The following is a 23502-nucleotide window of genomic DNA, read 5'->3' as shown; positions in this document are numbered from 1 at the left end:
CGCATGCATTTTATGATCTTGGTCCTTTTCCTCGTCGCCGGCATGTTGGTGGGCGGTGCGTGGTCTGCCTACCAACAGGGATCGAAGGCAATGACAGTAGTAGCCTCTTTATTGGCCGCAATCACCGTGGTAGCAGCAATCTCGTGGATGGTAGGAGCGTTCGGTAAATGAGCAATACCCAAGAAACTAATATCTGGAAGGTACCTGGATATACCGCGACCATGTTGGCCATCGCCGCAGCCTTCGGTGCTTGGTCCATCCTCCTTCCAGTGGTGCCGCTAGCGGTCATTGACTCCGGCGGCTCAGCGACCTTGGCGGGCTCATCCACAGGCATCTTCATGGCCTTCACCGTGCTTACCCAGATCATCTCACCGTGGCTGCTGCGCCGGTGGGGCTACCGCCGCGTAATGGCACTGTCCGCGTTTACCCTGGGTGTACCTGCCTTTGGCCACCTCTTGGGTACCGATGCTTGGGTTGTCCTGCTCTTTTCCGCACTGCGCGGCGTGGGCTTTGGTGCGCTGACCGTTTCTGAGTCCGCGCTCATTGCGGAACTGGCGCCCGTACGCCTGCTGGGCAAGGCAACCGGCATGATTGGTGTTTTCACTGGCCTGGGCCAAATGGTCTTTTTGCCACTGGGATTGATCATGGCGGAAAAGCTAGGTTATGCCTCGACGTATATCACCGCCGGCATCATTGGCTTTGTGGGCTTTGGTCTGTGCCTGCGCATTCCCAAGATTAAGGTCACCCTCGCCTCCGATACCGAAGAGGAGCCGAACCTTATCCGCGTTCCTACGTGGAAGCTGGTGCTCGTGCCCGCGCTGGCGCTGACGACCTTCTCCATGAGCTACGGTGCCGTCTCGTCTTTCCTGCCGCCGGCGGTGCAAGAACTTGATGCAGAGCGCGGCGCCAGCTTGGCCGGCATCATGCTGTCCATCGTGGGCGGCGCCGCCATGATTTTCCGCTACTTTGCCGGCATGGTGGCAGACCGCGTAGGCACCCCAGGCCGTCTGTATATCCCCAGCCAGATCATGGCCATCGTGGGCGTGCTCGCCATCGCCGTACCGCTGTACCTCGACGGTTCTGTGTGGTGGCTCGTCCTGGGTGCCTTCCTCTTCGGCGGTGCCTTTGGTATTGCGCAAAATGAGGCCCTGCTATCGATGTTTGACCGCCTGCCGCGCGAGCGCGTCTCGGAGGCTTCGGCCATCTGGAATATCTTCTATGACGGCGGAACCGGCTTGGGCTCGACCCTCTTGGGCGCCTTGGTTGCCGGCTACGGCTATGCAGGGGCTTTTGGCGCCGGCGTGGTCATCCTCGTCGCCGGCGTTGTGATGACGCTGGCAGATTTTATCCTTGGGCGCACCCGCGTGAGCGAAACCAACGATATCCGGACGCGCCTGCGTCGCATGCGTAAGGTATAGCCCATGGCAAAGACGGTCGCATTATTGGATTATGGCGCGGGCAATGTTCGCTCGGCCCAGCGCGCGCTGGAGCGGGTGGGCGCGGACGTCACCGTTACCGCGGACCCTAAAGAAGCGGTGGAAGCGGACGGTCTGCTTGTCCCCGGCGTGGGTGCCTTTGCTGCCTGCATGCGCGGGCTACGGGCGGTGCAGGGGCCTCGGGTCATCGGCCAGCGCTTGGCAGGAGAGCGACCGGTGTTGGGCATTTGCGTAGGCATGCAGGTGCTTTTCGACGCCGGAGTGGAACACAACATCAACTCCACCGGCTGCGGCGAGTGGCCCGGCACCGTGGAAAAGCTGCAATCTGCGGTGCTGCCGCATATGGGATGGAATACCGTAGAGGTACCCGTCGGCAGCGATATGTTTGCCGGAGTGGCCGAAGACGAGCGGTTTTATTTCGTGCATTCCTATGGCGTTCGCCGGTGGGAATTGGAAACGGAAATCACCCGTCCGCCGCAGGTGAGCTGGGCCGAGCACGCGGGCGATAGGTTCGTCGCGGCCGTAGAAAACGGTGCCCTGTGGGCGACTCAATTCCACCCTGAGAAATCCGGGGACGCCGGTGCACAGCTTTTGGAAAACTGGATGCGCACGCTCTAGGTAGGATGAAGGATATGACTTTTACGCTTTTGCCAGCAGTCGATGTATCTCAAGGCCAAGCCGTGCGCCTAGATAAAGGCGAAGCAGGCACCGAAACCTCGTACGGTTCCCCGCGCGATGCCGCGCAAAAGTGGCAATCCCAAGGCGCGCACTGGCTGCACTTTGTGGATTTGGATGCGGCTTTCGGCCGGGGCTCCAACCACGCAGAAATGGCGACGATTACTCGTGAGCTGGGCGTAAATGTGGAGCTTAGTGGCGGCATCCGGGATGATGCCGCGGTGGAGCGCGCGCTGGCTACCGGCGCGCAGCGCATTAGTATCGGCACGGCTGCCCTAGAGCAGCCGGAATGGGTCGAGGACATCCTGGCGCGCTACGGAGATAAGGTCGCCGTGGATCTTGCCGTGCGCGAGGAAGGCGGCGAATGGCGTACCGCCGGCAATGGCTGGGTCTCCGATGGCGGCGATCTGTGGGAGGTACTCGAGCGCCTGGATGCAGCCGGCTGCCAGCGTTTTGTGGTGACAGATGTGTCTAAAGACGGCACGCTCACCGGACCTAATATTGAGCTCCTGCGCGAGGTGGCGATGGCAACGGAGGCAAAGATCACCGCCTCTGGTGGCATTTCTAGCGTGGAAGACCTGCGCGAGCTCGCGCTTTATGTAAATGAGGGCATTGATTCCGCCATTATTGGCAAGGCCCTGTACGAGGGGAATTTCACCCTCGACGAAGCACTCGCTGCGGTGGCCGAGGTAGAGCCGCTGCCGGCGGAAGAAACCATTGACCCTTTCGACCCTGAGGACAACTAAGTCATGATGGAACCCCGCGAGTTGGTGGCCTTCGCGGAGGCGGCCGTAGACCAAGTAGAACCCATTTTTCGCTCCGGCCTCGGAGCTGCGCCCGCCCGTTTTAAGGGGCAGGGAGATTTCGCCACCGAGGTAGACCTCGTCATCGAGCAACAGCTGCGCGATATCTTGACCCAGATGACCGGCATCCCGGTCTATGGAGAAGAATCAGGCGGCAGCGTGCTCGATACCGTGTGGGTGGTAGATCCGATTGATGGCACCGCAAACTACTCTGCCGGAAACCCCATGGCCGGCATCCTAGTGGCGCTCATTCATGAGGGTGCGCCCGTTGCCGCGGTATCTGACTTCCCGCTCCTGGGGCGCCGTCTGGTCACCTGCGATGGCTCCCCACTGCGCTCAGTAGGTGGGCCTGCCACTGGCTTCGGTGGAGGGGGCGAAGCAATGGGATTTGATGAAGCACGTGGTCACGTGGGCTGTTCTTCCCACCTGCCCACCGAGATTTTCCACGAGCTGCGCGAGACCGGACTGCGCCCGCGAATGACCGGTTCCGTAGGACTTGATAATGCCTTCGTTGCGCAGGGAGTGTTCGATGGCGCAATTAACTTCTCCCCGCACCCATGGGATAACGCCGCGGGAGCGCTGCAGATTCAGGCCGCTGGTGGCGTTGTCACCGATCCGGAAGGAAATCCGTGGACCGCGCAGTCGCGCGGCATGGTGGCAGGTACCCCGCAGGTGCATGCGACCATCGTGGATATCCTGTCTCGTCATACTGGTACTTTTCACCGCTAAAATTTAAACCCTAAAAAGGAGGCGGCCGCCATGGCTGTAGCCGTACGCGTGATCCCCTGCCTAGACGTGGACCAAGGCCGCGTGGTCAAGGGCATCAACTTTGACAACCTGCGCGATGCTGGCGACCCAGTGGAGCTGGCCGCGCGTTATGACTCTCTAGGAGCCGATGAACTTACCTTCTTGGATGTCTCTGCTTCTCAACAAGGCCGCTCCACCATGCTCGAGGTCGTGCGCCGCACCGCAGACCAGGTATTCATCCCATTGACGGTGGGAGGCGGAGTTCGCAGCGTTGATGACGTCCGGGAATTATTGCGCGCCGGGGCAGATAAGGTCTCTGTAAACACTGCGGCCATTAAGAATCCGGAACTGCTGCGCGAAATGGCTGAGATTTTCGGGGCCCAATGCATCGTGCTGTCCGTTGATGCCCGCCGGTGCCACGAGGAGTATGCGCCATCCGGCTTTGAGGTCACCACGCACGGCGGTACGGAATCAGCCGGGATCGACGCTATCGAATGGGCGCGCCGCGGCGAAGAACTCGGCGTAGGGGAGATCCTCCTTAACTCGATGGATGGCGACGGCACAAAGGAAGGGTTTGACCTTGAGTTGCTGCGCGCCGTGCGCGCAGCGGTGACCGTTCCCGTTATCGCCTCTGGTGGTGCGGGAAGCGCTGCGGACTTCCCACCGGCAGTTGCAGCAGGCGCCGATGCCGTCTTGGCAGCAAGCATTTTTCACTTCGGTGAGGTAGAAATCAGCCACGTGAAAGACGCCCTTGACGCTGCTGGCTACGAGGTGCGCCGATGAGTAGCCCGGGCGACTTTGAACTTAACGGGGACATCGCCAAGCAGCTCAAGCGCAATGACCAAGGCTTGGTGCCGGCCATTGCCCAAGCTGAGTCTGGTGAGGTGCTGATGATGGCCTGGATGGATGACCACGCTTTGGCCCATACCCTCGCCACCCGCAAGGCAACGTATTTTTCACGCTCGCGCAACGAATATTGGGTCAAAGGAGAAACTTCTGGAAATACCCAAGAGGTGCTGGGCGTTCGCCTTGACTGCGATGGAGATACTATTCTGCTGACCGTGCGGCAGCGCGGCGGCGCCTGCCATACCGGTGACCGCACGTGCTTTGACGCCACCGATCTCCTAGGAGGGCAACCGTGAAGGCTAGACGCCTTGGACCACTACTTATCGCTGTAGGAGCCATCGTAGTGTGGCTGTCCTCGCGTGCTACGTGGGTGGTAGCCGCCAGCGAGGACGATAAGGCCGGCTCCGCGGCCAATGACATCGTCGGCTCGGCTTGGTCGCTGGAAATCATGGCCTTGACCCTCGTTCTGGTAGCCGGTGCTGTTGCGGGGATGGCGCTGCGTCGCGTAGGTAGGCGAGTAGTGGGCATCGTGTGCGCTCTTGCGGCCGCGGCTAGTGCATGGACCCCGGTGAGTCTGTTGACTGCGGGCGCGGACGCCGAGCGCGCCCAGAAGATCCTGCAGGGAGCCTCGTCCAATGAAAACGCCGTAGACTCTGCCCAGATTTCTGACTGGGCCACGGTAGTTTCCACCGAGGTGCATTCCCTGGGACCAATTCTGGCCCTAATCGGTGCGGCAGCGGCCCTATTCGGTGCGGTCATGCTTGCGCGCAATCCAGGCGTGGATAAGGCGAAGGCGTCTAGCAAATACGAAACCCCGGCGGCACGACAAGCAAAGCTGGAGGAGGATTTGGAAACCTCCTCCGACTCTGGCCGCGTGATGTGGGACGCCCTTGATAGTGATATCGATCCCACCGATATGGACAAAAAATAGCCCCGTTTCCTGTGTAATTTCCGGAACGGCACGCTAGCGGGTTAACCTAAGTGTGATTTTAATCGCCCGTGGAGGGAGGTGCTGATGCCTACGCCCATTGCCGTTGACCACCTTGTTGCAGGAGTCTTGGAGGACGTCGCTGCGCGGGAAGCTCGCGTGTCTTTCAAAGAGGTGAAAGCCCGCTCGCGTGACATGGAGCCTCCCCGGGATGCCCGCGCGGCTTTGCTGCGCACAGGCTGCTCGGTTATCACGGAGCTCAAGCGCGCCGTACCCTACGGTGGCGAAATCGCACATGTTGGTTCTGCGGAACAGATGGCGGAATGGGCCCGCACCTTTGAACACTGCGGCGTACATCTCATGGCATGCCAGACCGATTTCCGCCGCTTTCACGGTTCTTTAGAAGACATGGCAGCTGCGCGTGCTGCGATTGATATTCCCATGATGTCGCGCGATCTCATCGTGGACCCTTACCAAATTCATGAAGCCCGGTGCTTTGGGGCCGATGCTATTCCGCTGCAGGTTGAACTCTTAGAGCAAGCTCGCCTGGAGGCACTTTTGGATCGGGTGGAATCGCTCGGTATGACCGCCATCGTAGAGGTACGCAACTGCGCCGAGGTTGACCGCGCAATCAAGGCAGGAAGTAGCGTCATTGCCATCAATGCGTGGTCGTTGGCTTCGGATGCCATTAACCGCGAGGCGTTTAACGATATCGCTCCAGGCCTGCCAGAATCGATCCTGCGCATCGCAGTAGGCGGGGTAAATAACGCGCGCAACCTGTTTCACTATGCTTCCCGCGGCGCCGATGCAGTTTTGGTGGGAGAATCAGTCATGGCTGCCCAGGATCCTACGGCGCTGGCGCGCTCTTTGGTGGCTGCCGGGCAGCATCCAGCGTGTCCCGCGCGCAAGATAGAATAAGACCCCAACTAGCTGGTGAGGTGGGGGATAAGGCACACTGGCTATGTGCACACTGAAATTCTTGCAAATATTCCGTCTCCGCCGCAGGGCGTGTGGCAGTTGGGGCCCATTCCCATTCGTGCCTATGCGCTGTGCATCATCGTAGGTATTATCGTCGCCTTGCGAATGACCTTACGCCGCTACACCGCACGCGGCGGTAACCCAGACACAGTATGGGATGCCGCCATCGTGGTCATCCCAGCCGGCATCATTGGCGGGCGGCTCTACCACGTCATTACCGATAACCAGAAGTACTTCTGCGATAGCTGCAATCCCGCGGACGCGCTGAAGATTACCAATGGCGGACTGGGCATTTGGGGCGCCGTAGCCTTGGGCGCACTAGCATTGTGGGTGTTTTTCAAAGTGAAAAAGGTGCCGCTCGGCCCCTTTGCTGACGCGGTGGCGCCAGGCCTCGTCCTCGCGCAGGCGATTGGACGCCTAGGTAACTGGTTTAACCAAGAGCTCTATGGGCGCCCGACCGACGTTCCGTGGGCTTTAGACATCTATTACCGCGTCAATGAAAATGGCGGCTATGCTCCCGTTTCCGGACACTCCACGGGGGAGATCATGACCTCGGTGCACCCGACCTTCCTGTACGAGCTCGTGTGGAATGTCCTAGTCTGCCTTTTCCTCTTGTGGGCTCACAAGGCCTGGAAGTTGGGTCACGGGCGCGTCTTTGCCCTCTATGTCATGGGCTATACATTGGGCCGTTTCTTCATTGAAGGGATGCGTTCCGATGAGGCGACCCATATCTTTGGGGTTCGCGTAAATATCATCGTCTCGCTTGTGATTTTTATCATCGCCACGATTGTCTTCTTTGTGCTTGATAGGCACCGCCAGGGCCCGGAGTCCCCCGAAGAGGTGGATCCTAAGTATTGGGCGGAGCGCCGGGATACTGATGGGCACAGCCATGAGAACGCGGTATCTGACGGGCAGCAACCGGGTTCTTTATCGACGTAAGCACTGCCCAAGTGTGTCCGGTTAGGTTTGGTTTTGTGGGAAATGGGGCATTTTGGGGTGCCCGTTCAAAAAAGTGGTACCGAAAAATTGTGGCCTCAATCCTTTCGAAGGAGTAGGTTGGGGAGTGTTCAGTTTCCCCGACGGAATAGGCCAATAATGCTGGATAGAAGAACGAAGATTGTTTGTACTCTCGGCCCTGCCGTTGCTAGCGAGGATGGTATCTTGCGCCTCGTACAGGACGGCATGGACGTTGCTCGCCTGAATATGTCTCACGGCGAGCATGCAGACCACGAGGCGAATTACAACTGGGTGCGCCAAGCCACCGATAAGACCGGCCGCGCCGTCGGTATTTTGGCGGACCTCCAGGGCCCTAAGATTCGCCTTGGCCGCTTTATCAACGGCGAGGAGCAGTGGGATAACGGCCAGATCGTCCGCATTACCGTGGACGATATCGAAGGCACTCATGACCGCGTCTCCACCACCTACAAGGGTCTGGCGAAGGACGCCAAGCCAGGTGACCGCCTGCTGATCGACGACGGCAAGGTTGCCGTTGTTTGTAAGGAAGTCGACGGCAACGACGTCGTCTGTGAGGTCACCGAAGGTGGCCCGGTTTCCAATAACAAGGGCGTTTCCCTTCCTGGCATGGATATCTCCGTGCCGGCTTTGTCGGAAAAGGATATCGCTGACCTACGCTTCGCTTTGAAGCTCGGCGTTGACCTCGTGGCACTGTCCTTTGTCCGCTCCCCGGCAGATGTGGATAAGGTCCATGAGATTATGGACGAAGAGGGTCGCCGCGTTCCGGTCATTGCGAAGCTGGAAAAGCCTGAGGCAGTAGACGCGCTCGAGTCTATCGTGCTGGCATTCGATGCCATCATGATTGCCCGTGGTGACCTCGGCGTCGAGGTGCCGCTGGAGCGCGTGCCGCTGTTCCAGAAGCGCGCTATCCAGATTGCTCGCGAGAACGCTAAGCCGGTCATCGTGGCTACCCAGATGCTGGATTCCATGATTTCTAACCTGCGCCCGACCCGTGCAGAGGCTTCCGACGTGGCTAACGCCGTTCTCGATGGCGCTGACGCCGTTATGCTCTCTGGTGAGACTTCCGTGGGTATCGACCCGCAGAACGTCGTGCGCACCATGTCCAAGATCGTGGCTAACGCTGAAGATGGCGGCAAGGTTCCACCGCTGTCCCACGTTCCGCGCACCAAGCGTGGTGTGGTGTCCTATTCCGCCCGCGATATTGCCGAGCGCCTCAATGCAAAGGCCATCGTAGCCTTTACTACCTCCGGCGATACCGCTAAGCGAGTGGCTCGCCTGCACTCCCAGCTTCCACTGTTGGCGTTTACGCCGGACCCAGCGGTTCGCTCCCAGCTGGCTCTGACGTGGGGTGCTGAGACCTTCTTGAGCCCGCACGTTAAGTCCACCGATGACATGATGGAAGCCATCGATGATGCATTGCTGGAGATGGACAGGTATGAGGAAGGTGACATGATTGTCGTCATTGCTGGTACTCCTCCAGGAATTGCTGGCAACACCAACATGATTCAGTGTCACTTGTTGGGTGAAACCAAGAAGTAGATTTTTGGCACGAGCGCCGCGACCCACCCTTTAACACGTTCCACGGGTCGCGGCGCTTTTCTATATACATTTATACAAATGTAGATTTATATTTACCTCGAGTGCGCTCAGCGGTTGCTTTCCTGACATGCGGCTGCAGTACTTTTTGGTTGTTCATGTTTCAGCTTCTCTACACATTCAAAGGACAACTGCACAATGACCTAAATCAGGCCGACTTGGCCTCAGTGGCTGCGCTTACCGCCATCCATTTTCATTTAATTGTCAATAAGCGTCGACGGGGATAGGCTGAGTGCATGGCACACGAGCACCACGACCACGATCACTCCAGCACGCCGCTGCGCGCACTCTTGATTGCGCTAGGCATTACCGGCACCGTCTTCTTCGCGGAGCTGATCGGCGGCTGGTTGGCGGGTTCGATGGCGCTGATGGCGGATGCGATGCACATGCTTTCCGACGCTGCGGGGTTGATCATCGCGGTGTTAGCGGTGTTGGTTGGGCGCCGACAAGCATCGGCTCAGGCCACGTACGGCTACCGACGAGTGGAGGTGCTTGCTGCACTGGCGAACGCAGTGATGGTGCTGGCGATCTCGGTGTGGATTGTCGTCGAGGCGGTGCGCCGCCTGCAGAGCCCGGCCGAAGTGCAGGGAAAAACGATGCTGATCATCGCGGTGATCGGCCTGGTGGCGAATGCGCTATCGGCGTGGGTTCTGCACCGGCACCGCAAATCCTCGATCAACGTGGAGGGCGCGTTCTTGCACGTGTTAGTGGATATGCTCGGCTCGGTCGCAGTAATCGTAGCCGGCATCGTGGTACTGACCACGGGGTTTGTGGCGGCGGACGTGATCGCCTCCCTAGCGATCGCGGCGATGGTGCTGCCGCGCGCCTGGCAGCTCATGCGGCTTTCGGCGAGCGTGCTGCTCGAGCAAGTCCCGGCGGACTTCGACGCCAGTGCGATCGAGCCCGCGCTGCGGCAGGTCGAGGGCGTTGCTGACATCCACGACCTGCACCTGTGGAGCCTGGACGGCGTGAACGTGCTCACGACCGTGCATATCGTGCGCGACGGCACCGTCGGCACCGGCCCGCTGTTGGATGCCGCCCAGCAGGCCCTGCGCGAACACGGTATCGAGCACTCCACCATCCAGATTGAGCACCCAGAGCACGAATCCCACGAGACGGTGTGCTGATTCCCTTCTAACCTGACTTAGGCCAATTTTGTGCGGAAGTTCGCGGCCGGTGATTACTTGGATGGTGGCAGTGAGGTCGGGCGGGAATGGTACGGCGGCGTGAATGGTTTCGCCGCCAACGACGAGTTGAAAGCTGCGGTATTTCTTGAGTGTTCTCACGAGGCGTTTGATGAAGTGACCACTGCGGGTCTCCATCAGGTGGGTCACGGCTAGTGCTGCCATCACAATATTGAGATGTGCTGTGATCGAGTTTTGTTTCCTCGCATAGATTGGGCGTGCTTTCAGGTCTGATTTCGACATCCGATACGACATTTTCAATGTGGAATAGCCTGCGGTAATGCCCGATAACCTCCTGGGCGGGAAGAGCGGTCAGGTCGGTTTCATAGCCTTTAATTCCGGCTAGGGCTCGGTGTTTGGCAGCAAGAGCGTAGTTGACCTTCTTGTTCGGGGTGGAAAGATCGAAATAGCGGTTGCGCTTAATGGCGATTTCGCCGTCAACAGCGCGTTTGGCTTTTGCGACTTGCTCTTTGATTCCGCGCAGGCCGCGTCTGGCCCGATCATAGGAGTACTGGAAGTGGGTCACCGTATTCGGGGTTGTGTGTTTGCGCGCATCGCTTGCCGAGGCTTGTGTCCAGATCTGGCCGTGGGCGTAGGCTTCACCAGGGATTTCCCGCCGCCAGGTTTCAATCACCTCAGGCACGGTGGGGTTTCACCGACAAAATGTAGTGCAGACCTGCATCTATCAATGCTTGCTTGTTCGGAGGGTGTCAAGTTGTTTGTGTGTGGGGCTAGGTTTATAGGTATTTGTCGAAGCTGTCGGGGTAGGCCACGGCCATTTGGTTAATGGCTTGTTTCCAGCCGGAAACTCGGGTCCCTTCCATGAGTCTGCCGGTTGTCGCTGAGACTCGTTTGCCCTGCTTCGCTCTCTTGGCAGCTTGTCTGTCTTCGATATTGCAGATCATCAACCACAGCGTCTTCAGCGCTGATTCATTGTTAGTGAACTGCACCCTGTTGCGGGTAGCTTTCCGCAGTTCATTGTTGAATGATTCAATCGAATTCTTCGTGTAAATGACCTTGCTGGCTGCTGGTGGGAACTGGAGAAACGGTACGAAACGCGCCCATGCATCTCGCCAGACTTTGACTGAGCGTGGATACTTTTCTGCCAATTCAGAGGCTTCAAATTCGTCTAAAGCAGCACGGGCTGTGGACTCGTCTGCGGCGGTGTAAATCTTTTTCAACGCCGCCGATACACCCCGTCGATCGCCGTAGGCTACCCACCGGTTAGCGGCACGAATCAGGTGCACGATACAGGTTTGCACCATAGAGTTCGGCCACGTTGCCTCAACTGCTTCTGGCAGGCCTTTAAGCCCGTCACAGCAGACAATAAAGACGTCTTTGACCCCACGATTGGAAAGATTGGCGCATACCTGCGCCCAGGATGAAGCGCTTTCTTCTTTGGCAATCCACGATTCCAAAAAGTGCTTGATACCGTCGGGAGTCACGCCGATTGCCATGTACGCGGACTTATTGACCACTAGGCCGCCATCGCGGATTTTAATGCGCAGCGCGTCCAGGAAAATGACCGGGTAGAACTCGTCTAGCTGGCGGTTTTGCCAGACCATGACCTCATCGAGGACGGCATCGGTGACTGCGGAAATCGTCTCATGGGAAATATCAACACGCATCGCCGTTGCCATATGGTGCTGGATGTCCCTAATTGTCATCCCACCGGCGTACAAGCTAACGGTCATGTCATCGACATCGGTCAATCTCCTCGAGCCTTTAGGGACCATAGTCGGAAAGAATGTTCCAGCCCGATCTCTTGGCACATCAACGGTGACTGGCCCGTAGTTAGAATCCACGGTCTTTGGATACGACCCGTTGCGGTGATTGTCTGTTCTAGCTGCAGCTTTAGCGCTCCTGTCGCCAGACTCGTAGCCTAGGTGGGCATCCATTTCAGCGTTGAGGCCTCTGGTAATCGAGGCTTGTAACATGCCGCGAACCAGGTCGTTGGCATCCGTTGTAGACGTGCCTAGGTCATCAATCAGCTTCGCGATGTCAGGGTTAGCAAGCAGCTTCTTTTCAATCGCATCAATCTTGGCCTTATCAGCCGGATCTCGTCTCGCCACAGTAGTCATTCTGGTCCATCTCCTTATGCGGGTTAGGTACCCACACACAAACCATCAGACACTCTCTATTCCGAAGCCACTCCGGCGGCGTGGGCCGCGCACAACAAGGACCGCGATAAGCTGCAGGACATTAGCCGTGAGATGCTCGGCAGCGCCCTCGACTTGGTCATGGCCGCTGGCCACCCGTTCTACGATAATGACCACCAAAAGGTCGATACTCCGGATTACAGCTTCATGTACGAGGAGGACTACGCCAAGCTTTCCGCTGGCGAGACCGACTGGAACTACTTTGAGTCCAACGATGACTTCAAGAAGATGGCGGAAGGCGACGTCAAGCCGGACCAGAAGTACTGGGGTATCGCACAGGTAGGATCCACCTTGCAGAACTCCCGCTCTGGCGAGGCGAAGGAGCCGTACTCTGACCCGCTTAACGACGTCGTCGATCTCCCCACCATGACCACCGGCGCACTCAACGCACTGGGGCAGGATGAGGATGGATTCTCCGTCATGATCGAGGGCGGTGCCATCGACTGGGCCGGACACGGCAATAACCCAGTGCGCGACATCGAAGAGACCCAGGACTTCAACAAATCGGTCGATGCCGCCATCAAGTGGGTAGAGGAGAACTCTTCGTGGGAGGAGACCCTACTGGTTGTTACCGCAGACCACGAAACCGGCTATCTCTCCGGTGCGAACGAGGCTCCCACTGAGGATAACCCTGAGGCGGATAACCGCTTCAACGCTATGGAAGGTGAGAAGGGCAAGGTTGCTCGCCACGGTTGGTACTCCGGTCAGCACACCAACCAGTTGGTGCCGTTCTTCTTCAAGGGCGTCGGCTCCGAGGACATCATGGCCCGTACCTCTGGGACCGATTCGGTCCGCGGTGACTACATCGACAACACCCTGGTAGCCAACTTGACCTTTGATGAGTGGTGGAACGATGGCACCGGCCAAGCAGACGACCCAGAGCAGCCAGAAGACGCTGCCAACCCGTCCGATGACGCCGATGCCGGCAAGGAAGGCAGCAGCAAGGGCTTTGCTGCTGGTCTAGCTACGGGTCTGGGGATTCTGGGCGCAGTTGTCGGCGGACTCGGCTTCCTAGCTACGCAGATGGGCGTGCTTAACATTGACTTGAAGCCCATTTATGAGCAGCTCAAGCGCGTGGGCCTGCGCTAAACAGAATCAGGCACACCGCCTTGCCTAAAGGTCCTGCCCTTCGCCGTGGAAGCGAAGGGCAGGACCTTTTCTTAGCGCTGGGAAATCGGGGTCGGCTGGATCTTCCACACCTCGTTCGCGTAGTCCGCGATGGTTCGGTCCGAAGAGAAGCGACCGGAATAACAGATATTCAGCCATGCCTTCTTGGCCCACGCAAGCTCGTCCTCTTGATACTCCGCGGCCATGCGGTCGCGGGTCTCGCGGTAGTCGGCGAAGTCACCGAGGACGTAGTACTGGTCTTGGGCGTGCTCCCCGAAGCCGTCGAGAAGCGAGGAGCGCAGATCGCCGAAGATGCCGGCATTGTCGGCGCCCAGGGTGCCGTCGACAAGCGCATCCAGCACGCGGGCCAAGCCTGGCACGCTCTGGTAAAGCTCGCCCGGGTTGTACTCGGCGCGCAGCTGCGGCAACTCCTCATTGCGGGCGCCGAAGATATAGGCGTTGTCCTCGCCGACCGACTCGACGATTTCCACGTTTGCTCCATCCATGGTGCCCAAGGTCAGCGCGCCATTCATCATGAACTTCATATTGGAGGTGCCGGAGGCTTCCTTACCAGCCACAGAAATCTGCTCGGAGATATCAGCGGCCGGGATGATGTGTTCGGCGGGGGAGACGTTGTAATTCTCTACGAAGACGACGCGGATGATGTCCTTGGTGGCTGGGTCGTTATTGACCAGATCCGCGATGGTGTTGATGAGCTTGATAATCGCCTTGGCGCGGTCGTAGCCCGGCGCGGCCTTGGCACCAAAAATGAAAGTGCGCTTCGGCACGGTTTCGCCTTCGTCCTTGATGCGGAAGTAGAGGTCGAGGACGTAGAGGGCGTTCATCAGTTGGCGCTTGTACTCGTGCAGGCGCTTAATCTGCACGTCAAAGATGGAATCAGGGTCGACTTCAGCGCCTTGGTGGTCGTTGACCCACTGCGCAAAGTCGCGCTTATTGGCCCGCTTGATGGCAATGAGCTCTCGCAGTAGGTCAGTATCGTCGGCCTTATCGGCGAGTTTGGCCAGCTGGGTGAGGTCAGTAACCCACGCATCGGAACCAGCCTGCTGGGTGAGCAGCTCTGCTAGGCGGGGGTTGCACATCTTCAGCCAGCGGCGCGGGGTGACGCCATTGGTCTTATTGTTGAATTTTTCTGGCCACAGCTCATGCCATTCGGACAGCGTATCGGCCTTAATGATCTCGGTATGCAGGGCGGCGACACCGTTAATGGAGTAGGCGGCGTAGCAGGCGATCCAGGCCATGTGCACGTGTCCGTTGGATACCGGCGCCATGTAGTCAATGCGGCCCTGATCTAGGCCGCGGTGGGCCATATCTTCGCGGAAGCGGCGGTCGATTTCTTCCACCAACTGCCAGATGCGCCAGAACAGCTTTTGGAAGATGGACACTTCCCAGCTCTCCAGGGCCTCTGCGAGCACGGTGTGGTTGGTGTAGGCGAAGGTCTCGGTGACGATCTTCCACGCCGCATCCCAGCTCAGACCGTGGTCATCGAGCAGAATGCGCAGGAGCTCTGGGACGGCGAGCACTGGGTGGGTGTCATTGAGCTGGATGGAGTTGTACTGCGCAAAACCGCTGAGGTCCTCGCCGTGCTGGGCAATGTAGTTATCCACCATGGTCTGCAGGGATGCGGAGACAAAGAAGTACTGTTGGCGAACGCGCAGTACCTTGCCCTCGTAGGTGGTGTCGTTGGGGTAGAGCACGCGGCAGATATCCATGACGCGCTCGCGATCGACAATGGCCTCCGTAAAGCGCTGGGAGTTGAAGGCATCATAATCGAATTCAGCGATGGGCTCGGACTTCCACAGGCGTAGCGTGCCTACGTTATCGGTTCCGTAGCCAGTAATAGGCATGTCATAAGGAATGGCGCGCACGTCCATATCATCGAAGTGGACACGGCGCTGCTCGGAGGCGCGGCGGATAATGAAGTCATAGCCGTTTTCCATCCACGCATCAGGCTGTTCCTTCTGGAAGCCATTCTCAAAGGACTGGCGGAAAAGGCCGTAACGGTAGAGCAGGCCATAACCGGTAACGGGGTAGTCCTGGGTGACGGCGGAATCGAGGAAGCAGGCGGCAAGGCGGCCGAGGCCACCGTTGCCGAGTGCGGCATCGTGCTCGGCTTCGAGGACATCGCTTAGCTCGTGGTCGGCAGCGGAGGCCGCTGCCTTGGCATCGTCGACCAAGCCCAGGTTGGTGAGGTTATTGAGCAGCGCGCGGCCCTGCAGGAACTCCGCGGAGAAGTAATGCTGCTGGCGGGTCGCAGCGTAGGCGGAACGGGTGCGCTCCCAGTTATCGGCAATCTGCTCCATGACGGCGCCGGATAGGCCCGACCAGAACTTGCGGTAGGAAGCGCTGTGCGGGCTTACACCGGAGGCCGCACGAACATGGGAGGGAACGGTGGATTCGAAAACAGAGTGCCGTGGCTGGCTCATGTGAAACCTTAAGTTAGTGGGAAGTCACGAAACGCCTGCCAGCTTAATAGGATTGGCGCAGCCTTGCAGGGAGGAATAGGGAAAGGCGCGCCGGGTACCTAGGGCTTTGCCAAGTAGGTCAATGCCGCACCATATGCTGCCCGAGTGGAGGCGTAGACGGTCGGGGCGTAGTCCGGCAGGAAGGTCGCCTGGTGGTTGACCGGTGGGTCTTGCAACTCGTCTTCCGGGGTGCAGCCGATGTGCCAGAAGACATAAGGCACGCCCCATGCCTGTGGTAGATAGCAAAAGTCCTCAGAGGCGGTAGAAGGGGCGGCGATGACCGAATCGGAGCCGAAGGCGGTATCGAAAACCTCGGCCACTGGTGCGTGGGCTGCGGCGTCGTTATCGGTGACCTCGCCGTGAGCGTAGTACTCAAAGGTCGGGTCTTGCTCGCTTCCGGACGCCACACACTCGGCCTTGACCATGCGCTCGAGGGAGGCATAGACCTTTTCCGCGAGTGCGGGATCGTAGTAGCGCGTATTGAGCACGAGCTCGGCGGATTCGGGAATGATGTTGTTTTTATCGCCGGAGTGTAGCTCGCCTACAGAGATGACAAAGAACTCGTGTGGGGCGACCTCGCGGCCGACAATGGCCTGCAGGCGGGTGACGATCATGGCCGCGATATAAGTGGGGTCGATGGAGTTATGGGGCATGGAAGCGTGGGCCGATTTTCCAAAGACGCAAATGCGCAGGGAATCGCAGCCGGCCATGATGGGGCCTGCGGTGTGGCGCACAGTGCCAGCTCGGCCGGGCATGATGTGTTGGCCTAGGCAAATATCGGGACGCGGCACGCGCTCGATGAGGTTATCGGCCAACATGTCCTTTGCTCCCACGGAGGATTCTTCGGCCGGCTGGAAAAGGGCGAGGAAGGTGCCGGACCAGGAATTACGGGAGGCGTCGAGAAGCGCGCAGGCACCCAGCAGCGCCGTGGTGTGCATATCGTGCCCGCAGGCGTGCATCTTTCCATTAGTGGCGGAATAGGACACGCCGGTGGCCTCTTCCACGGGCAGGCCGTCAAAGTCCGCACGCAGCAAAGCAGTGGGGCCATCGCCGTTGCGGAAGATGGCGACCATGCCAAAGCCGCCGATGTTTTCTACTACCTCGCAGTCAAAATCGGCGAGCTTGGCGCGGATGCGACCGGCGGTGCGCTCCTCTTCATGCGAAAGCTCGGGGTGGCGGTGCAGGTCCTCATAAAAGTCCTGCTGCCACCCCAGATCGGCTTCTTGGGAAGTGGTGAGCTGGGCGATGCGGGCAGAATCAGACATGGTTTCACACCTTAGGGATTGGGTAGGGTTGGCGCTATGCCGGTTATTCAATTTGATGTTTTGGTTCCCAACGCGCAAGCAGAGCGCGTCGCGGAAATCTTTACCACCGCCACTGACAAGCTGGTGGAGAGCGGTTCGCTTTCCTCAGCTGACGTTACCCGCCCCAAGGCGCCGCAGTTTCCAGAGGGGTTGGAAGAGCAGCTGCGGCAAAATTATCGCGACGAGCATGAGGAACGTGACCTTGAGGATGCGAGCGTGCACCGCTATGACATTGCGGTGGCGGGCGTGAGTGGCTCGGTCAATCAGCTGGGCATGGTGCTCTCGCGCCTTCTCACCCCGCATGCAGTGCTGCCCAAGGACCACGTATTGCTAGAAGATGAGCTGGCGCATGAGCGGCCCGCCATCTTCCCGTGGTCGCTGTCCATTCGGCCTTAGAGCTGCTTGACGATGTCCCCGGCGGCCGCCGCTAGCTGCTGGGCCAACGAGCCTTCTTGGCTAAGGGGAACGCAGTAGGCGTCGGTGTCATGCTCGAAGGAGCCGGCGATAATGCCCACGGGAGTTCCCGCTTGTTGGGCGAGATCCGTGATGGTTCCGACGGCCTTGCCGGTCAGAGACTGTTCATCAAAGCGGCCCTCGCCGGTAATGACGAGATCGGCCGAGGCGATCTTTTCTGGAAGCCCCAGTGCTGCGGCCACATGCGTGCCGCCGGACAGGACGCGCACGTGTTCGTCTGAACCCCAGAGGGTGCGCGAGAGCCAGGACAGGCCAATGGGAAGGCCACCCGCGGCGCCATAAAATACAGAATCTGCATCGGTGCCGGTAACCGCGCAGGCTTGGAGCATGGCGCCGGCCAGCAGCGCTACTTGTTCGCCTTTCGCTCCCTTTTGGGGACCGTACATGGTTGCCGCTTGTACTGGGGTAGCGCGGGTATCTGCCAGCAGTGTGAAGTCAAGCATGCCCGCCTTGATATTGAGCTGCGCGGTATCGATGTGGTCGAGCTGAACGAGGGGAGCACCGCCCTTCGGCAGGGCATAGCCGCGGGCGTCGTGCGCAGCGGCGCCGAGTGCGGTGAGGATGCCCATCCCGGCGTCAATGCTGGCGGTGCCGCCCAATCCCAGCACGATCGAGGTAGCACCGCGGGTTTCTGCATCCGCGATCAGCACGCCAGTGCCATAGGAATCGGCGTGGAGCGGATCAAGGCTGTCCTGCACGGCGGGCAGCCCGGTGGCAGCGGCGACGTCAATGAACGCAGTGGTTCCGGCGAGGACATAGCTTGCCTGGGTCAAGCGGCCGATGGCGTCGGTAGTGGGCAGGGTAATGGTCTCGGCGGATTGTCCACCGGCCGCTGCCGCCTGTGCAAGGACAGCGGCGGTGCCCTCGCCGCCATCAGCCATGGGCAGGGTGGTCACCGTGGCGTCGGGAAGCGCCTGGCGCACTCCCATAGCAATGCTGGCTGCGGCCTCGGGCGCGGAGGCGGTGCCTTTAAACGAGTCTGGGGCGACAACAATATGCATGCCCGTGATTATAAAGCCCGCCCGCGCTGGGGCACGACGCGGCTTAAGATTCGAACGGACTACAGAAAATATCCATCTTTAACGTGGCTGGTAAAGGGGGTATGTATCTACCTGAACCCTCGAACCTGCTTGCATTATCGGTAGTGTGATAGGAAACTGGTATCTGTTCTTACAAGTCCACAGAATGGAATGCACACCATGTCAGTAGATAGCCAAATCTCTGAGTACTACGACAAATTGCTCAAGCGCAATGCGGGAGAACCAGAATTCCACCAAGCGGTTTCTGAGGTCCTGGATTCGCTGAAAATTGTCCTGGAAAAGGATCCGCAGTACGCGGACTACGGCCTGGTGGAGCGCCTGTGCGAGCCTGAACGCCAGCTCATCTTCCGTGTGCCATGGATTGACGATAATGGCGAAATCCAGGTCAACCGCGGCTTCCGCGTTCAGTTCAACTCCGCGCTCGGCCCCTACAAGGGCGGCCTGCGATTCCACCCCTCGGTCAACCTGGGCATCATCAAGTTCCTTGGCTTCGAGCAGATCTTCAAAAACTCCCTGACCGGCCTGCCCATTGGTGGCGGCAAGGGCGGTTCTGACTTTGATCCCAAGGGCAAGTCCGAGGTGGAGGTCATGCGCTTTTGCCAGTCCTTCATGACCGAGCTGCACCGCCACATTGGCGAATATCGCGACGTGCCGGCCGGCGACATTGGCGTCGGCGGCCGCGAGATCGGTTTTCTCTTTGGCCAGTACCGCCGCCTGACCACCCAGCATGAATCCGGCATCCTCACTGGCAAGGGGCTGACCTGGGGTGGCTCCCTGGTCCGTACTGAAGCCACGGGCTTTGGCACGGTCTACCTCACCAATGAGATGATGAAGACGCACGGCGAGTCTTTCGACGGTGCCAAGGTTATCGTCTCCGGTTCTGGCAATGTGGCTATCTACGCTGCCGCTAAGGCCCAAGAGCTCGGCGCCACCGTAGTTGCGATGTCTGATTCCTCCGGCTACATCACCACCCCGAATGGCGTGGACATTGAACTGCTCAAGGATGTAAAGGAAACCCGCCGTGAACGTATTTCCACCTACGCCGAAGAGGCTGGAAACGGAGTGGAGTTCCACAAAGGCGGAAATATCTGGGAAGTAAAGGCAGACGTAGCTCTACCATGTGCCACCCAAAATGAGCTCGATGGCGAATCCGCAAAAAAGCTCGTTGACGGCGGCGTGCGCTACGTAGCCGAAGGCGCTAATATGCCGTCTACCCCAGAGGCGGTCCACATCTTCCAAGAATCCAAGATCAACTTCGCGCCGGGCAAGGCCGCCAACGCTGGTGGCGTTGCTACCTCCGCGCTAGAAATGCAGCAAAACGCATCCCGTGACTCCTGGTCCTTTGAGTACACCGATGATCGCCTCCATGCGATCATGTCCAATATCTTTAAAAACATCGATAGCACGGCTAAGGGATATGACCGTGAGGGTGATTACGTTGCCGGCGCGAATATCGCTGGCTTCAAGAAGGTAGCGGACGCCATGCTGGCACAGGGCGTGATTTAGTAGCTCGCTTTTTCCTTTTTAGCTCCGCTTCTGCGCTGCCTTTGTGTAGTGGAGAAGGGGAGCTTGTGCTGTAAATACGCGCCATAGATTGTGTGAGTGGGCGGGAGGAAGGCGATTGTCGGCACTGGAGGGTAAATCCTCAGTACACACTCGGTGCGTGGCCTCCACGTCTGGCACGTGAGGGCATGTAAAATTCGCAGCATGTACCGTGTCTTTGAGTCCCTAGATGAACTAGTCCAGCACTTGGAAGAGGCCCATAGCCTCCCCATGACCTCTAATTGCATGGTTCCGCGCCATGAAATGCTCGCCCTTCTCGACGACCTCCGAAACGCCCTGCCCGTTGAAATTGATGACGCGCAGGATGTCTTGGATAAGCAGGATGAAATCCTCCACGGCGCCGAAGAGCGTGCGGACCAGACCATCAACGACGCTAATGCGCAGGCCGACGACATCGTGGGCCACGCTCGCGAGGAGGCGGATGCTACGGTGTCCCACGCAGAACAGCATGCCGCCAAGCTAGTGGCTGATGCTGAAGCTCGCGCTCAGTCCATGGTGGAGCAGGCCCGCGCGGAAGCAGACCGCACCATCGCTCAGGCCAATGATGAATATGAGCGTTCCGTGGCAGAAGGCCGTGCCGAGCAAGAGCGTATGGTTTCGGAATCGGAAGTTGTGCGCCGCGCTGATGAGGAAGCACACCGCATCGTGGAGTCCGCCCACACTGAGTCCAACCGTCTGCGCAGTGAATGCGATGAGTTTGTAGACGGCAAGCTAAGCGAATTTGAAACCACCCTCAATGGGCTGCTGCGCACCGTAAGCTCCGACCGCTCTGCACTGCGCGGCGGTGCCGGGGTCCGTTCCCGCGGCGGCGACTACCAGCCCTCGAGTCGTGCCGGCGGTGTTGCGGGCGGCTCCCGCTACGCAGAAAGTGAGAACTACGAGCGTCGCTATAACGAGCGCTAAACCTTTAAATTCTTCCTGCTCTTAAGCTTCATTTCCCGGATGGAACTGGGCTCTGGGGCTTGAGGGGTGAGGGATGGTTTAGTCCCTTAAATCAGGCACGGCCAAAGGTCCTGGTGGGTGGGCAGACGGTTTGTCGTACGCCGTCTTCCCACCCACCAGGACCTTTATGTTTCCCTACCAGCGTGAGCAGTTCAGGAGGTTGCGCGGGAGCGAGGCTGTGTGGTGGACACTGCCGGATTCGGTGCATGGGGAGCCGCTGTTAACGGTGTGTGCGGACGTGGCGCTTCCTTCCTTCCTCGAGGTGAGATGCGCAGGCGCGGCGGATTGGACGGCCATACATGCTGCAATGATTGTGGTTACTAATCCAGGGAAAAGGAATGCAACGAGTGCGGTAAAGAAATAGGAAGACAGTGACGTCAAAGAACTATCACTAAAGTTCTGCGGAAAGCACACGGCGCACATACTCACTAGCGCACCTGTGGCAACCAGCATGGTGCCTACAGAAATAAGCGCCGTGGGAATGGTCTCTCGAGAGAACCAAGTAATGGCGCCTGCGCTTAGGGAAAAGATGAGTGCGCCGGTAAGCACCGAAAGGTCCATGCCAGTGGGCAATACCAGGATGGTGCCAGCTATCAAACCAGCAATGATGCTGCAGATGAGTGCAGTAAAGAGGCGAATCCCACTAGCACCATAGATTCCTGAACGGTCCGGCCGTGGAGTGGCGTGCATGAGCGTGCCGGCAATGGTTAATACCGCGGCAGGAAGGCAGCTAAACACGGCGAATCCGAGTGCGATGCTGCGGGGATCCGTGGAGGCTAGCGCCAAGTGGTAAGTCATGCCTCCACACTAAAGACGGCTTTGGCTTGGGAAAAGGCTAATCCGGAAAGGCATAGGCCCTTTTACTTTAAACGACAGACTCTTGACAGAAAGTTTGCCTGTGCTGGCCGCTAGGCGGAGTTTGCGGGGCAAGGTAGACTACCTAGTGTTATGACATCACCATTGAAGTTCGATGTGGGCGAATTGTTGAACGCCCAAGGCGCTGACGCACTGCCGGAGCAACGCACCCAGACCGGCCCCGCACCTGAGAGGATCGGCGTCGAGATGATCGCCATTCCGAAGGGCGAGGAGCTCACCGTAGACGCCACCTTAACCCCTCTAGGTGCAGGTGTCTTGGTGGACGCCAACGTATCCGGACGGCTAACCGGGGAATGTTCCCGCTGCTTGAAGGAACTGCACCCGCAGCTGGATCTCCACGTCACGCAGGTCTTTGCCGCCGATGACTCCTTTGTCTCTGGCGATGATCCTGCAGCCGATGATGAAGGTTCCGGAGATGAGATTCCGGAGATCGAGGATGATGAGCTGGACCTTTTGCAGGCCGTGATCGATGAGGCAGGCCTCAACCTTCCCTTCGCGCCGGTGTGTGAGGACGGCTGTGAGATTGACACGCCTGAAGGGGTGACCACCGGTATCTCTGGCGAAGAAGAGGAAGACAAGGTCGATCCCCGCTGGGCTGGTTTGGAGAAGTTCCTATGAGCCGCAAAAAGAAGCTAACCGGGGAAGAGGCACTGGCAGCCGAATTTGCTGCCGTAGACCACACCCCATTGTTGGAATCGCTCGGCGTGGAATTGCAGCCAGAACATCTGCGCCTGGCGCTTACTCACCGCTCTTTTGCCAATGAGAATGGGCATTTGCCTAATAACGAGCGCTTGGAGTTTTTGGGTGATGCGGTGCTGGGACTGTCGGTGGCCTCCCAGCTCTACATCACTTATCCCTCTCGTCCGGAATCGGATATTTCCAAAATGCGTGCTTCGATCGTCTCGCGCTACGGACTATCGGATATCGCCCGTGAGATAAACCTCGGCCCGCACATTTTGTTGGGTAAAGGTGAGCAGTCGACCGGTGGCCGCGATAAGGATTCCATCCTTGCCGATACCACCGAGGCAATCTTTGGCGCTATTTACCGCGAGCATGGATTCGAAACTGCGCGAGATGTCATCCTGCGCCTATTTGCAGAAAAGATCGACAATGCGACCGTGAGTGGCCGCCACCTGGATTGGAAGACCACCCTGCAGGAGCTGTGCGCCGAGCTTAAGGCACCGATGCCGGTCTACTCGGCTACCTCCACCGGCCCAGAACATGACCAAACCTTTAACGCGGTAGCTACCGTCGCTGGTCTGACCGTGGGCAATGGAGTGGGCCACAATAAGAAGCTGGCCGAGCAGCAAGCAGCTCAAGAGGCGTGCCAGACTTTGCGCGAAACTCCTCTCTTGGTGCAGGGCACTGCGCATAAAGAAGGCTAAG

At 58.8% G+C, this 23502-nt stretch carries 24 protein-coding genes; 18 read left to right on the top strand and 6 right to left on the bottom strand.

What is annotated here, in order from left to right:
- Window positions 1–3 precede the first annotated feature (3 nt).
- From MHY24_RS01785 to MHY24_RS01730, 12 genes are all read left to right on the top strand, one after another.
- A complete protein-coding gene (locus MHY24_RS01785; protein ID WP_005324605.1) occupies window positions 4–171 on the top strand; it encodes a hypothetical protein in 168 nt (55 codons plus the stop codon).
- Window positions 168–1418, top strand: coding sequence for an MFS transporter (locus MHY24_RS01780; protein WP_179386692.1), 1251 nt, complete (start codon window positions 168–170; stop codon window positions 1416–1418). The genes MHY24_RS01785 and MHY24_RS01780 overlap by 4 nt, the downstream gene beginning before the upstream one ends.
- 3 nt (window positions 1419–1421) lie before the next feature.
- Window positions 1422–2054, top strand: a complete 633-nt coding sequence (gene hisH / locus MHY24_RS01775; RefSeq protein ID WP_179386691.1) for an imidazole glycerol phosphate synthase subunit HisH — start codon at window positions 1422–1424, stop codon at window positions 2052–2054.
- Between the two features lie 14 nt (window positions 2055–2068).
- Entirely contained in the window at window positions 2069–2857 is a 789-nt protein-coding gene (priA, locus tag MHY24_RS01770) for a bifunctional 1-(5-phosphoribosyl)-5-((5-phosphoribosylamino)methylideneamino)imidazole-4-carboxamide isomerase/phosphoribosylanthranilate isomerase PriA (RefSeq protein WP_239228140.1), read from the top strand.
- A gap of 3 nt (window positions 2858–2860) precedes the next feature.
- Window positions 2861–3643, top strand: a complete 783-nt coding sequence (locus MHY24_RS01765) for an inositol monophosphatase (RefSeq protein ID WP_239228139.1) — start codon at window positions 2861–2863, stop codon at window positions 3641–3643.
- A gap of 30 nt (window positions 3644–3673) precedes the next feature.
- Window positions 3674–4444 (top strand): imidazole glycerol phosphate synthase subunit HisF, encoded by a 771-nt coding sequence (gene hisF, locus MHY24_RS01760; protein ID WP_239228138.1) that lies wholly within the window; start codon window positions 3674–3676, stop codon window positions 4442–4444.
- Window positions 4441–4803 (top strand): phosphoribosyl-AMP cyclohydrolase, encoded by a 363-nt coding sequence (gene hisI, locus MHY24_RS01755; RefSeq protein WP_239228137.1) that lies wholly within the window; start codon window positions 4441–4443, stop codon window positions 4801–4803. The genes hisF and hisI overlap by 4 nt, the downstream gene beginning before the upstream one ends.
- On the top strand, window positions 4800–5438 hold the full coding sequence (locus MHY24_RS01750) for a TIGR02234 family membrane protein (RefSeq protein WP_239228136.1): 639 nt from the start codon (window positions 4800–4802) through the stop codon (window positions 5436–5438). The genes hisI and MHY24_RS01750 overlap by 4 nt, the downstream gene beginning before the upstream one ends.
- Window positions 5439–5522: 84 nt before the next feature.
- Window positions 5523–6353 carry an indole-3-glycerol-phosphate synthase gene (locus MHY24_RS01745; protein WP_239228135.1) on the top strand — a complete coding sequence of 277 codons (831 nt, stop codon included), beginning with the start codon at window positions 5523–5525 and terminating at the stop codon, window positions 6351–6353.
- Window positions 6354–6398: 45 nt separating this feature from the next.
- Window positions 6399–7352, top strand: a complete 954-nt coding sequence (gene lgt, locus MHY24_RS01740; protein ID WP_239228134.1) for a prolipoprotein diacylglyceryl transferase — start codon at window positions 6399–6401, stop codon at window positions 7350–7352.
- Window positions 7353–7511: 159 nt separating this feature from the next.
- On the top strand, window positions 7512–8927 hold the full coding sequence (gene pyk, locus MHY24_RS01735; RefSeq protein ID WP_239228285.1) for a pyruvate kinase: 1416 nt from the start codon (window positions 7512–7514) through the stop codon (window positions 8925–8927).
- 293 nt (window positions 8928–9220) lie between these two features.
- Window positions 9221–10111, top strand: a complete 891-nt coding sequence (locus MHY24_RS01730; RefSeq protein WP_005328806.1) for a cation diffusion facilitator family transporter — start codon at window positions 9221–9223, stop codon at window positions 10109–10111.
- A gap of 7 nt (window positions 10112–10118) precedes the next feature.
- Here MHY24_RS01730 and MHY24_RS01725 read toward each other — a convergent pair whose 3' ends face one another.
- Together MHY24_RS01725 and MHY24_RS01720 are read right to left on the bottom strand one after the other, a co-directional pair.
- Window positions 10119–10802, bottom strand: a complete 684-nt coding sequence (locus MHY24_RS01725) for a hypothetical protein (protein ID WP_198010462.1) — start codon at window positions 10800–10802, stop codon at window positions 10119–10121.
- Window positions 10803–10905: 103 nt separating this feature from the next.
- Window positions 10906–12249 carry an IS256 family transposase gene (locus MHY24_RS01720; protein ID WP_239228133.1) on the bottom strand — a complete coding sequence of 448 codons (1344 nt, stop codon included), beginning with the start codon at window positions 12247–12249 and terminating at the stop codon, window positions 10906–10908.
- Between the two features lie 132 nt (window positions 12250–12381).
- On the opposite strand from MHY24_RS01720, the gene MHY24_RS01715 reads away from it, so the two are divergent.
- The gene (locus MHY24_RS01715; protein ID WP_239228132.1) at window positions 12382–13416 is read left to right on the top strand and encodes an alkaline phosphatase; all 1035 of its coding nucleotides are present in this window, start codon (window positions 12382–12384) and stop codon (window positions 13414–13416) included.
- A gap of 71 nt (window positions 13417–13487) precedes the next feature.
- On the opposite strand, the gene MHY24_RS01710 is transcribed toward MHY24_RS01715, so the two are convergent.
- Window positions 13488–15878 carry a glycogen/starch/alpha-glucan phosphorylase gene (locus MHY24_RS01710; RefSeq protein WP_239228131.1) on the bottom strand — a complete coding sequence of 797 codons (2391 nt, stop codon included), beginning with the start codon at window positions 15876–15878 and terminating at the stop codon, window positions 13488–13490.
- A 98-nt stretch (window positions 15879–15976) separates the two neighbouring features.
- Window positions 15977–17182 carry an amidohydrolase gene (locus MHY24_RS01705; RefSeq protein ID WP_239228130.1) on the bottom strand — a complete coding sequence of 402 codons (1206 nt, stop codon included), beginning with the start codon at window positions 17180–17182 and terminating at the stop codon, window positions 15977–15979.
- A 36-nt stretch (window positions 17183–17218) separates the two neighbouring features.
- On the opposite strand from MHY24_RS01705, the gene MHY24_RS01700 reads away from it, so the two are divergent.
- A complete protein-coding gene (locus MHY24_RS01700; protein WP_239228129.1) occupies window positions 17219–17617 on the top strand; it encodes a hypothetical protein in 399 nt (132 codons plus the stop codon).
- On the opposite strand, the gene MHY24_RS01695 is transcribed toward MHY24_RS01700, so the two are convergent.
- Entirely contained in the window at window positions 17614–18696 is a 1083-nt protein-coding gene (locus MHY24_RS01695) for a glycerate kinase (protein ID WP_239228128.1), read from the bottom strand. The genes MHY24_RS01700 and MHY24_RS01695 overlap by 4 nt on opposite strands.
- A gap of 198 nt (window positions 18697–18894) precedes the next feature.
- Here MHY24_RS01695 and gdhA point away from each other — a divergent pair, with 198 nt between their 5' ends.
- On the top strand, window positions 18895–20241 hold the full coding sequence (gene gdhA / locus MHY24_RS01690) for an NADP-specific glutamate dehydrogenase (RefSeq protein WP_239228127.1): 1347 nt from the start codon (window positions 18895–18897) through the stop codon (window positions 20239–20241).
- Window positions 20242–20442: 201 nt separating this feature from the next.
- Entirely contained in the window at window positions 20443–21201 is a 759-nt protein-coding gene (locus MHY24_RS01685; RefSeq protein ID WP_179386675.1) for a DivIVA domain-containing protein, read from the top strand.
- 174 nt (window positions 21202–21375) lie between these two features.
- Here the strand turns inward: MHY24_RS01685 and MHY24_RS01680 are convergent, their stop codons facing one another.
- Window positions 21376–22038, bottom strand: a complete 663-nt coding sequence (locus tag MHY24_RS01680; protein WP_239228126.1) for a hypothetical protein — start codon at window positions 22036–22038, stop codon at window positions 21376–21378.
- A gap of 150 nt (window positions 22039–22188) precedes the next feature.
- On the opposite strand from MHY24_RS01680, the gene MHY24_RS01675 reads away from it, so the two are divergent.
- Entirely contained in the window at window positions 22189–22734 is a 546-nt protein-coding gene (locus tag MHY24_RS01675; RefSeq protein ID WP_204608457.1) for a DUF177 domain-containing protein, read from the top strand.
- Window positions 22731–23501, top strand: a complete 771-nt coding sequence (rnc, locus tag MHY24_RS01670) for a ribonuclease III (protein WP_239228125.1) — start codon at window positions 22731–22733, stop codon at window positions 23499–23501. Before MHY24_RS01675 ends, rnc begins: the two co-directional genes overlap by 4 nt.
- Window position 23502 lies beyond the last annotated feature (1 nt).

The sequence above is a fragment of the Corynebacterium sp. ACRPQ genome (assembly GCF_022347225.1).
Lineage (GTDB): Bacteria > Actinomycetota > Actinomycetes > Mycobacteriales > Mycobacteriaceae > Corynebacterium > Corynebacterium tuberculostearicum_D.
This window is presented reverse-complemented; position numbering and strand designations above follow the sequence as displayed.